Genomic DNA, 12,212 nt, shown 5'->3' with positions numbered 1-12,212 from the left:
CCCCGAGCGCCCGCCCGATCAAGCTGAACGACGGCGCACGTCGGTCAGGCTGCTTCGGTGAAGCCGGTCGGTCAGATGAGCGCAGCCGCTTCAGCGGCGTCGCCGAGGAGATGACGCCCTCGCGGACGGAGGCGGCCACCCGCATCTGCTGTCGCCAAGACGCAGGTGGCCACCCTGGCTGAACCGCCCCAGGCTCGGTGAATGCATGGCCGGCATAGGGCCCGAATAGGTCGCCCTTCAACCATGGCCATAACCGACCACACGAAGGGGCGTCGAACCTATGAGCGAGCAACAGACCGAAGAGACCCTGTACCGCGTCGTGCTCAACGACGAGGAGCAGTACTCGATCTGGTGGGCCGAGCGCGCCCTGCCGGCCGGCTGGCACGCCGAGGGCACCGAGGGCACCCGCGAGGAGTGCCTCGCCCACATCGCCGAGATCTGGACCGACCTGCGTCCGCTGAGCCTGCGCCGTCGCATGGCCGCCACCGCCGCCTGACCGTACTGGCCGCCGGATCCGAGGCCGGGCCCGTCCCCCACCGCGCCGCCCGATCCCGATGGAGGAGAGACTGTGAACGACCGTACGCTGTCGGGTTCGTACACCGGCGCAACCGCCGCCCGGCCCGTGACCGCACCCCTGCTGCCCGCGCTGTTCGCCGCCCAGAGCACCCGTACGCCCGACGCGCCCGCCGTGATCGGCGCCGACGGAAGCGTGGTCACGTACGCCGAACTCGGCGCGCGCGCCGCCCTGTTCGCCACCCGGCTGCACGCCCTGGGCGTGCGACCCGGCGACTTCGTGGGCGTGTGCCTGCGCCGCGGTCCCGACCTGGTCGCCGGGCTCCTCGGCGTCTGGCTGGCCGGCGGCGCCTACGTACCGCTCGACCCGAACCACCCCGAGAGCCGCATCGCCCTCGTCCTGGACGACGCGCAGGCACCGGTGGCCCTTGCCGAGCGGGCCACCGCCGACAAGCTGCCCGCGGGCACCCGGCTGCTGCTCGCCGAGGACGTCATCGACGCGCGGCACCCGGGCGCCGTGGACGAACAGCCCCGGGAAGCACCGGGGTTCGTCGCCGAACCGGACCGGCCCGCCTACGTCCTGCACACCTCCGGCTCCACCGGCCGCCCCAAGGGCGTCGTCGTCCCGCACGCCGGAATCGCCAACCGGGTGCGCTGGCTCGCCCACCGCCACCGGCTCGGCCCCGCCGACCGGGTGCTGCTCAAGACGACCGTCGGCTTCGACGCCGCCGGACTGGAACTGTTCTCCCCACTCGTCAGCGGCGCTGCCCTCGTGCTCGCCCCCGACGGCGCCGAGCGCGACCCCGCGACCCTGCTCGCCGCCGTCGCCGACCACGGCGTCACCGTCCTCCAGGGCGTCCCCTCCGTCTACCGGCGCCTCGTCGACGAATCCGGCTGGGAGCGCGCCACCGCCCTGCGCCTGGTGTTCAGCGCCGGCGAGCCCCTCCACGCCGACCTGTGCCGCCGTATCGCCGAACACGTGCCCGGCGTACGGATCTGGAACACGTACGGACCCACCGAAGCGTCCGTCGACATCACCGAGCACCTGTGGGACCCGGACCGGGACACCGGCGCCGTCCCCATCGGACGCCCCATCGGCAACATGCGTGTGGTCGTCCTCGACCCCGCGGGACGGCCCGTGCCCGTCGGCGTCCCCGGCGAACTCCACGCGGGCGGCATCGGGCTCGCCCTCGGCTACCTCGGCCGCCCGGACCTGACCGCCGAGCGCTTCGTGCCCGACCCGCACGCGGAGGGACAGCGGCTCTACCGCACCGGCGACAAGGTGCGTTGGCGTGCCGACGGCGTGCTCGAATACCTCGGACGCCTCGACCAGCAGGTCAAGGTCAACGGTGTACGCATCGAGCCCGGCGAGATCGAGGCCGCGCTCGCCGCCCACCCCTGGGTACGTACCGCCGTCGCCGCCGCGGTGCCCGACACCGCCGGCGGGGGCCACCGCCTCGCTGCCTGGGTCCAGCCGCGCGGCGAGGCGCCCCGCCCCGACGAGCTGCGCGCCTTCCTGCGCCGCACCCTGCCCGACGTCCTCGTGCCCTCCGTGTTCGTGACCGTGGACGAGTGGCCGCTCACCGCCAGCGGGAAGATCGACCGGGGCGCACTGCCCGACCCGGCCGAGAGCCGCACCGAGGCCGCGTACGTGCCGGTGCGCAACGCCACCGAGCGGGCCGTCGCCGAGATCTGGGCGCAGCTGACCGGCATCCCCGCCGGGGAGATCGGCGCCACCCACGACTTCTTCCAGTTCGGCGGCTCCTCCCTGATGCTGACCCGGCTCTCCGAGCTGCTGTCCGCGGCGGGAGGCACCCGCGTACCGCTGCGCGCCCTGTTCACCGCGACCACCGTCGAGACCCAGGCCGCGCTGATCGGCCACCCCGTCGACCCGACCGGCGACGAGCACCTTGCGGAAACGGTCCTTCCCGTACCCCGTAAGCCCGAGGGACTGCCGCTCTCGCCCGGCCAGCAGGGCATGTGGCTGCTCGACCGGCTGCGCCCCGGCAGCAGCGAGTGGAACGCCCCCGCCTTCCTCACCCTGCCCGCCGAGTACAGCGACGCCACCGTCGCCGCCGCCCTCGGCGCACTCGCCGACCGGCACGAGATCCTGCGCACCCGGTACGTCCTGCACGGCACCGAGCCCGTCCAGATCGCCGACGCACCCGGCACCCGGCCGCCGCGACTGCGCACCGCCCTCGCCGCGACCGCCGACGAGCTGAACGCACTGGTGCAGGAGGAGTTCGCCCGCCCCTTCGACCTGGAGAACGGCCCCGTCTGGCGCGCCCTGACCGTACGCCGGGGGACCGAACACCTGCACGTGATCCTCTCGCTGCACCACATCGCCTGCGACGGCTGGTCCTCCGTCGTCCTGGAGCGCGACCTCAAGGCGCTCGCCGAGGCCGCGCACACCGGCACCGACGCCCGCCTGCCCGAACTCCCGGTGCAGTACGCCGACCATGCCGCCCACCGGCGCGCCCGCCTCACCGACACGTATCTCTCGCGCGAACTCGACCACTGGAAGCGGGTGCTGGACGGCGTCGCCCCGCTCGACCTGCCCACCGACCGGCCCCGGCCCCCGGTGCGCGACGCGCACGGCGCCGTCCACCTCTTCACCGTCCCGGCCGCGCTCACCGAGCGCGTCGCGGCCCTCGGCCGCAGTTGCGGGGCGACGCTCCAGCAGACCCTGCTCACCGCGTTCTCCGCGCTCGTCGCCCGTCTCACCGGCCGCTGGGACGTCCCCGTCGGCATCCCGGTGGCCGGGCGCGAACGGCCCGAGACCGCCGATGTCGTCGGGTTCTTCCTCAACACCCTCGTCCTGCGCTGCGACGCCGACGCCGACGACACCTTCCGCGACGCCGTCGTCCGGGTACGCGACACCGCCCGCGAGGCCTTTGCCCACCAGGAGCTGCCGTTCGACCGGCTGGTCGCCGAGCTCGACGAGAGCCGCGACGCCGCCCGCACCCCGCTCTACCAGGTGATGTTCGACCTGCACGAGGAGGGCCGCACCGGCACCGCGGCCTCGTCCGGCGATCTCGACGCCTTCCGGGGAGCCTGGCAGGCCGCCCGCACCGACCTCACGTTCGTCGTGCAGCGCCAGGGCGACGGCTCCCTGCTCGGCATGGCCGAGTACGCCACCGCACTGTTCGACCCGGCCACCGTCGAGCGGTTCGCCGCCTGCTGGACCCGCCTGCTGGAGACGGTCGCCGACGACCCGTGGGTACGGCTCGGTACCGCCGACATCCTGCCCGCCCCGCTGCGCGCCGAGCTCGTCGCCCACGGTCCCGGCCCCGCCGACGCGGGGGACACCATCACCGGCGCGTCCGACGGCGGCGTGCACACCGCGATCGCGGAGGTGGCCCGGCGCTCCCCGCAGGACCCGGCCGTCGTCTGCGGCGACGAGACCTGGACGTACGCACGCCTGACGCACCGCGCCGAATTCCTCGGCCACCGGCTGCGCGACCTCGGCGCCGGCCCGGAGACCACCGTCGCCGTGCTGCTCGGCCGCACCCCCGACCTGCTCGCCACGATCCTCGGCATCTGGCACTCGGGCGCCGCCCACGTCCCCCTCGACCCGGGCGCTCCCGACGACCGGATCGCCCATGTGCTCGCCGACTCGCGGGCAGGTGTCCTCGTCACCGACACGGCGGGCGCCGCACGCCTCGCCGGGGTCCACCGCGGCGCCGTCCTCACCCTGGACACGGAACCGGAGGCCGCGGTGCCGGCCGGTGCCGAGCCGCTGCCCGCCGGAGACGGCGGACGCCTCGCCTACCTGATGTACACCTCCGGCTCCACCGGCCGCCCCAAGGGGGTCGCCGTCGAGCACCGCACCCTGCTGCCGACCCTGCGCGCCTTCCAGGCCCACCTGGACTTCGGACAGGGCCCCGACGACGCCTACCTCGCCCTGGCCCAGCCCACGTTCGACATCTCCTGGACCGAACTCGTCATGCCGCTCGTCGCGGGCGGCCGGGTCGTCCTCGCCCAGGACCACGAACTGCGCGACCACCGCGCCCAGCTGGCCCTGCTCGACCGGCACGGCGTCAGCCACCTCCAGGCCGCTCCCGCGCACTGGCAGATGCTGATCGACGCCGGCTTCGGCCGCCGCCCGCTCGTCGGCAAGACCGGAGGCGAGGACTGCCCGCCCGGCCTCGCCCGCGACCTCTCGCGCAGACTCCGGCGGTTCATCAACGAATACGGACTCACCGAGACGACCATCGCCTCCACCCGGTGGGACGCGCACGACACCGCGCAGTCCACCCCGATCGGCCGCCCCTACCCGCACTGCACGGTCCGGGTCCTGGACGAGAACCTCACGCCCGTGCCGTACGGGGTGACCGGCGAGCTGTGCATCGGCGGGGCCGCCCTCGCCCGCGGCTACCACGGCAGGCCCGGCCCGACCGCCGCCGCGTTCGTGCCCGACCCGTACGGCGAGCCGGGCGCCCGCCTCTACCGCAGCGGCGACATGGCCCGCATGCTGCCCGACGGCACACTGGAGTTCGCCGGGCGTGCCGACGGCCAGGTCAAGATCCGCGGCAGGCGGGTGGAGACCGGCGAGGTCCAGGGCGTCCTGGCCGAGCACCCCGCCGTCGCCCAGGCCGTGGTCGTCGTCCACGGCACCGGCCCCGACGCCGCGCTCATCGCCTACTGGGTGCCCGCCGACGGCACGCCCGTACCCGGCGACAGCGCACTCCTGGACCACTGCGCCCGCAGGCTGCCCGACTACATGGTCCCCGCCCTGCTCGTGCCGATCGCCGCCGTGCCGCTCACCCGGCACAACAAGGTCGACACCGCGGCCCTGCCCGTGCCCGACCTGACCGCCGCGCTCGCCGACGAGCCGTACACCGCGCCCGAAGGACCCGTCGAGGAGATCATCGCCGGGATCTGGGCCGAGGTGCTGCACGGGCCGGACGCCGTCGCGGGCCACCGGATCGGCTCCCGCCAGGGATTCTTCCGGTCCGGCGGAAACTCCGTGCGCGCCGCGCAGGTCATCGCCCGCATCCAGGAGGAGTTCGATGTCGAACTGCCGCTGCGCGCCGTCTTCGAACGCCCCACCGTCGCCCGGCTCGCCGAGGCCGTGGAAGAGGCCGTGACGGCCGAGATCGAGACGCTCACCGAAGCCGAACTTGCCCTCGCACACAGGGAGTACCAGCCGTGACCGCACCCACCTCGCCGGCGCAGCCCACGCAGGAGGAGCTGCGCGCCGAGCTCCTGCGCCGCCGCCTCGCCGGGCGCGCCGGGCGAGGCGCCAGGACCCCTGCCCGTCCCACCGCGATCCCTCGCGCCGACCGCACCCGGCCCCTCGAACTCTCCGCAGGGCAGCGCCAGTTGTGGTTCCTGCACCAGCTCGACCCGGAGAGCCCCGAGTACCTGCTGCCGATGGCAAACCGGCTGCGCGGCCCGCTCTCGCCGGACACCCTCCATCAGGCGTTCGACGCGCTCGCCGCCCGCCACGAGATCCTGCGCACCCGTTACGTCCTGGATGCCGCCGACCCCCGGCAGGTCGTCGATCTGGCCGGCTCCGCCGACTTCGCCGTCATCGACCGGCCCGGACTGGATGCCGCCGCGCGCGACGCCGCCGCCATCGCCTTCACCGAGGCGCGCGCCGCCGAGACCTTCGACCTGGCCGCCGACCACCCGCTGCGGGTACGGCTGCTGCGCTTCGCCCCCGACGACCACGTCCTGCTCGTCGTCATGCACCACATCGCCTGCGACGCGCTGACCCGCCCGCTGCTCCTGGCCGACCTCGCCGCCCTGTACCGGGGCGAGGAACTGCCCGAACTGCCCGTCCAGTACGCCGACTACGCGGCCTGGACCGCCCGCAGGCAGAGCGGACCCGACGCCGACCGCGGCCTCGACCGGTGGCGCCGACAGCTCGCCGGCGTCGAGCCGCTCGCCCTGCCCACCGACCGGCCCCGCCCCGCCGTGCGCACCTGGAACGGTGCCACGCACGGCTTCGACGTTCCCGCCGCCACCGCGGACGCGCTGCGTGAGATCGCCCGCGAGGGCGACGCCACGCTCTTCATGGTCCTGCTCACCGCCTACCAGAACCTGCTCGGCCGCTACACGGGCAAGCGGGACGTCTCGGTCGGCACCGCCGTCTCCGGGCGCACCCGCCCCGAACTGCGGCAGATGGCCGGATACGCGTACAACACCCTGGTACTACGGGCTCGTTGGGGCGCCGACCCGGTCTTCCGCGATGTTCTCGCCGCCAACCGCATCACCGTGCTGGACGCCTTCGACTGCCAGGAGACGCCGTTCGACCGGATCGCCGACGAGCTGGAGCCCGAGCGCGACCTGTCCACCACGCCGCTCTTCCAGGTCATGTTCGACCTCGTGTCCGGCGAGGGGGCCGACGGACCCGAACTGCCCGGCATCACCGCCGCGCCCGTCCCGGCCGCCGGTGCCATCGCCCGCTTCGATCTGACGCTGCACCTCACCGAACGTGCCGACGGCACCCTGCACGGCAGCCTGGAATACGCCACGGCCCTCTTCGACGCGGCCACCGCCGCCCGGATCGCCGGGCACTACACGCGGCTGCTCACGGAGATCGCCGCCGCCCCCGACGCCCCGCTGTCCGCACTCGACCCGATCGGGCCCGAAGAGCGCGCCCTGCTCCTCGACGGGCCGGCCACCCCCGTCGGCACCGACCACGCCCTCGACGCCACCGCCCTGCGCCCCGTCCTGGAGACCATCCTGGAGCAGGCCGCGGCCACCCCCGACGCCACCGCCCTGCGCCACGGCGAGACCACGTACACCTACCGTCGGCTCGTCGAGGAGTCGGAGCGCCACGCCCGCCGGCTCGCCGGGCTCGGCGTCGGCCCCGAGGACACCGTCGGTGTGCTCCTGGATCGCTCACCGCAGCTGGTCGCCGCCCTGCTCGGCATCTGGCGCGCGGGCGCCGCGTACGTACCCATCGACCCCGCCTACCCGGACGAGCGCGTCGGCCACATGCTGGCCACCACCGGCACCCGGACCGTCCTCACCGAGACCCGCTACGCCGACCGCTTCGACGGCCCCACCGTCCTGGTCACCGACGACCCGGCCGAGCAGGCTGCCCGCACGGCCGCCAGCGCCGCCCTGCCCACCGCGTACGACCTCGACACGCTCGCCTATGTCATCTACACCTCCGGCTCCACCGGCCGCCCCAAGGGCGTCCTCGTCACCCACCGCGGCCTGGCCAACTACCTCGGCTGGACCGTCCAGGCCTACGCCGGCGCGGGCCCCGGGGGCGCCCCCCTCTTCTCGTCGATCGCCTTCGACCTCGGCGTACCCGACCTGTACGCGCCGCTGATGACCGGCCGGAACGTCGACCTGCTCCCGCAGGACTTCGACACCGCCGACCTCGGCGCCCTGCTCGCCGCAGGCGCCCCGTACTCCTTCATCAAACTCACACCCGGCCACCTCGACCTGCTCCAGCAGCAATTGACGGACGATCAGATCAAGAACCTGGCCGGTCTCGTCATCGCCGCGGGCGACTCCTTCACCGCCCGGCTCGCCGAGCGCTGGACCGCTTCGGCGGGCCCCGACGGCACCCGCCTCGCCGCCGAGTACGGCCCCACCGAGATCACCGTCGGCAACTCCGCGTTCTTCCTCGACGGGCCCGTCACCACCGAGCTCGTCCCCATCGGCCGCGCCGTCCCGCACACCACCATGTACGTCCTCGACGAACACCTGCGACCGCTGCCCGTCGGCGTGCCCGGCGAGGTGTGGATCGGTGGCATCGGCGTCGCCCGTGGATACGCGGGCCGCCCCGACCTGACCGCCGAGCGCTTCGTCCCCGATCCCTACGGCCCGGCGGGCGCCCGGCTCTACCGCACCGGCGACATCGCCCGGGTGCTGCCCGACGGCAACCTCGACTTCGTCGCCCGCGCCGACCACCAGGTCAAACTCCGCGGCTACCGCATCGAGCCCGGCGAGATCGAGTCCGCACTCACCGCGGACCCGGCCGTCGCCGAAGCCGTCGCCCTCGTCCGCGAGGACAGCCCCGGCGCCAGGGAACTCGTCGCCTACGTCGTCCCCGCCGACGGCGCCGACCCCGACGCCCTCACCCCGGCCGCGCTGCGTGCCCGTGTCGGCGAGACCCTCCCGTCGTACATGGTGCCCGCCGCCTACCTCACCCTCGACGCCTTGCCACTGACCGCCAACGGCAAGCTCGACCGGCGCGCCCTGCCCGTTCCGGGCCGCGCCGCCACCGCCGTCGGCGCGTACGTCGAGGCCCGCGACACCACCGAAGGCGCCATCGCCGGCATCTGGGCCACCGTCCTGGGCCGGGACACCGTCGGCGTCCACGACAACTTCTTCGAACTCGGCGGCGACTCCATCCGCGCCGTCACCCTCGTCGGCGCCCTGCGCGAGGCCGGCTGGGAGACCAGCGTCCGCGACATCTTCGCCCACCGCACCGTGGCCCGGCTGCGCGCCGCCCTCGGCGACGCCGACGGCGCGGGACCCACCGGCACGGTCGCCCGGTTCGCCCTCATCGGCGAGGAGGACCGGGCCGCACTGCCCGCCGACGTCACCGACGCCTACCCCGTCTCGCTCACCCAGGCCGGGATGCTCGTCGAGATGTACGGCGAGAGCACCGAGAACCGCTACCACAACATCACCTCCTTCCGGATCCGCGACGAACTCCCCTTCGACCCCGAGGCGTTCCAGCGGGCCGCCGACCTGATCGTCGAACGGCACGAGGTCATGCGCACCTCCTTCGCCCTCGACGGCTACTCCCGGCCGCTCCAGCTCGTCCACGCCGCCTCGCGGATGCCCTGCTCCTTCGACGACCTGCGCCACCTGCCGGCCGCCCGCCGCGAACCGGCCCTCTGGGAGTTCGCCGACCGCGACCGCGAGGAGCTCTTCGACCTCACCCGTGCGCCGCTCATGCGGATGGCCGTCCACCTCCTCGACGACGAGAGCTGGTGGCTCTCCATCACCGAGTGCCACCCCGTCATCGAGGGCTGGAGCTACCACTCCCAGCTGATGGAGATGCTCCACGCCTACCGTGCGCTGCGCTCCGGCACCGAGCCCGAGCCCGCCCCGCCCGTGCCCGCCGTCCGCTACGCCGACTTCGTCGCGGGCGAGCTGCGCTCCCTGGACGACCCGGCCGACCGCGACCACTGGCGCCGCATCGTCGACACCTACGAGCGGTTCGGCGTCCCCGCCGGATGGCAGGGCGCCGACGAGGGCGACGAGCGCTACCGCATCGACATCCCGCTCGGCGACGTCGAACCGGGACTGCGCGCGCTGGCCACCGCCGCCGAGGTCCCCTACAAGAGCGTCCTGCACGCCGCGCACAGCAAGGTCCTGTCGCTGCTCACCCGCGCCGAACGGTTCCGCGGCGGCATGGTCGCCGACGCGCGCCCGGAGGAGGCGGGCGCCGAACGCGTCTCCGGCATGTACCTCAACTCGGTGCCCTTCCCGTACGAGCGCACCGCCGCGACCTGGGGCGAACTCGCCCAGCAGGTCTTCGCCCGCGAGGTCGAGCTGTGGCCGCACCGCCGCTACCCGATGCCCGCCATGCGCAGACCCCGCGGCGAATCCCACCTCATCGACGTCCTCTTCCACTACCTGGACTTCCACCAGGTCGACACCGAGCTCATCGACATCATGGCCAGCCGCGACGACAGCCCCAACGAGTTCCGGCTCGTCGTCGGCACCCCCGTACGCGGCCACCTGTCCATCGCCTCGCGCACCCGCACCCTCTCCCGGGGCCGGGCCAAGCGTCTCGCCGCGCTCTACACCGCGGTCCTCGCCGACATGGCGCGCACCGGCGCCGACGGCGACGCCCGGGGCGCCTACCCCGACGCCTACGAGCGCGGCGCCCTCGCCGCACCCGCCCTGCCGCACTCCGGCACACCGGCCGACGTGCTCGGCGCGTTCGAGGCGCAGGCCACACGGACCCCGACGGCCCCCGCCCTCTCCTTCGGGTCCGCCACCCTCTCCTACGCCGCGCTCGACGCCCGTGCCGAGGCCGTCGCCCACCGGCTGCGCGCCCTCGGCGCCGGGCCCGAGACCCGCGTCGGAGTGCTCCTGGACAGGGGTCCCGACCTGGTGGCCGCGCTCCTCGGCGTCTGGAAGGCGGGCGCCGCGCAGGTACCCGTGGACCCCTGCACCCCCGACGCCCGGATCGCGGGCATCGACTGCGCGCTCGCGGTTACCGAACGCCGTCACGCCGCCCGCCTGGGCGACGTCCCGCTCCTGATCACCGAGGACCTCACCGACGCACCCGTACCCGCCCGGCCCCTCACCGCCCACGACCCGGACCGGCTCGCTTACGTCCTGCACACCTCGGGCTCCACCGGCACCCCCAAGGGCGTCGAGATCAGCCACCGCTCCCTGGCCCACTACCTGCACTGGGCGGTCGAGCAGTACGCGGCGGCGGGCACCGGCGGCGCGCCGTGGTTCACCTCCGTCGGCTTCGACCTCGGAATCCCCGCGCTGTACGCACCCCTGATGACCGGGCAGACCGTACGGCTGCTCCCACAGGCGTACCGGCCCGAGGAGTTCGGCGCCGAACTCCTCAAGGCAGCGCCCTACTCCTTCGTCGGGCTCACTCCCGGCCATCTGACACTTCTGGAAGCCCAGTTGACCGACGCCGAACTCGGTGGTCTGGCCGCGCTCGCGGTATGTGCGGGCGATGCCTACCCGGCCGACCAGGCCGACCGCGTCGCCGCCCGCATCCGGGCCGGCGGCATGGTCCTCGCCGCCGAGTACGGACCCACCGAGGCCACCGTCGCCGCCACCGCCCTGCGCGTCCTGCCCCGGTACCGGATCGCGACGCGCCCCGTCGTGGCAGCGACCGGCGTCCGGGCCGGACTCCAGCACGCCGACGCCCTCCACGCCCCCGAACGGCCCCGTGCGCCGCGCACCCTCGTGGCACTCGGCTCCCCGCTCCCGGGCGTCGTCCTGCGGCTCCTGGACGGCGCGCTGCGGCCGGTGCCCGACGGCATCGCCGGCGAGGTGTATCTCGGCGGCGACGGGCTCGCCCGCGGTTACGCCGGACGCCCCGGCGCGACCGCCGCCGCGTTCCTGCCCGACCCCTACGGACTGCCGGGCGCCCGCCTCTACCGCACCGGAGACCTGGCCCGCCGGCTCCCCGGCGGCGCCCTGGAGTTCCTCGGCCGCGCCGACGACCAGGTCAAGATCCGGGGACACCGCGTCGAACCCGGCGAGGCCGAGGCCGCACTCGCCGCCGATCCCTCCGTACGCGAAGCCCTCGTCGCGGCCGTCGACGCCGCCGACGGCGGCAAGCGCCTCGCGGCCTGGGTGGTGCCCGCCGCCGGGCACACCGTCTCCGTACCCGCCCTGCGCGACCGGCTGCGCGCGGTCCTGCCCACCGCCGCCATCCCGGCGACCGTCACGGCCCTGCCCGCACTCCCGCTCGGCGAGAACGGAAAACGCGACCGGTTCGCCCTCGTCGCCCGCGCCGCCACCGCCGCCGAGGCCCCCTACGAGGAGCCGCGCACCGACACCGAGCGACGGCTCGCTGCCGTCTGGGCCGAGGTGCTCGGCCTCGAACAGGTCGGTGTGCACGACGACTTCAGGGACCTCGGCGGCGACTCCCTGCTCGTACCGCCCCTGCTGCTCGCCGCCCGCAGGGCCGGGCTCCCCCTCGATCTCGCGACAGCACTGCGCCACCACACGGTGGAGCACCTCGCCGCCGCCCTCGACATCCGCACGGCCCACGACCCGGCCCAGGAAGGCTGACC

Annotated in this window: 3 protein-coding genes; all 3 read left to right on the top strand. The window is 74.6% G+C overall.

What is annotated here, in order from left to right; translation table 11 throughout:
• Positions 1 to 280 precede the first annotated feature (280 nt).
• The 3 genes from IE107_RS18755 (at position 281) to IE107_RS18745 (ending at position 12,210) form a co-directional block, all read left to right on the top strand.
• Complete coding sequence (locus IE107_RS18755; protein ID WP_189544954.1) at positions 281 to 496, top strand: MbtH family protein; 216 nt, start codon at positions 281 to 283, stop codon at positions 494 to 496.
• A 72-nt stretch (positions 497 to 568) separates the two neighbouring features.
• On the top strand, positions 569 to 5,668 hold the full coding sequence (locus IE107_RS18750) for a non-ribosomal peptide synthetase (RefSeq protein WP_229867077.1): 5,100 nt from the start codon (positions 569 to 571) through the stop codon (positions 5,666 to 5,668).
• Positions 5,665 to 12,210 carry a non-ribosomal peptide synthetase gene (locus tag IE107_RS18745; protein WP_189544953.1) on the top strand — a complete coding sequence of 2,182 codons (6,546 nt, stop codon included), beginning with the start codon at positions 5,665 to 5,667 and terminating at the stop codon, positions 12,208 to 12,210. Before IE107_RS18750 ends, IE107_RS18745 begins: the two co-directional genes overlap by 4 nt.
• The last annotated feature ends 2 nt before the right edge of the window (positions 12,211 to 12,212 follow it).

This window comes from Streptomyces gelaticus, from assembly GCF_014649535.1.
In the GTDB taxonomy this organism is placed as follows: Bacteria; Actinomycetota; Actinomycetes; order Streptomycetales; family Streptomycetaceae; genus Streptomyces; species Streptomyces gelaticus.
The sequence above is the reverse complement of the archived record's forward strand: the minus strand, read 5'-3'. Positions and strand labels throughout refer to the sequence as shown.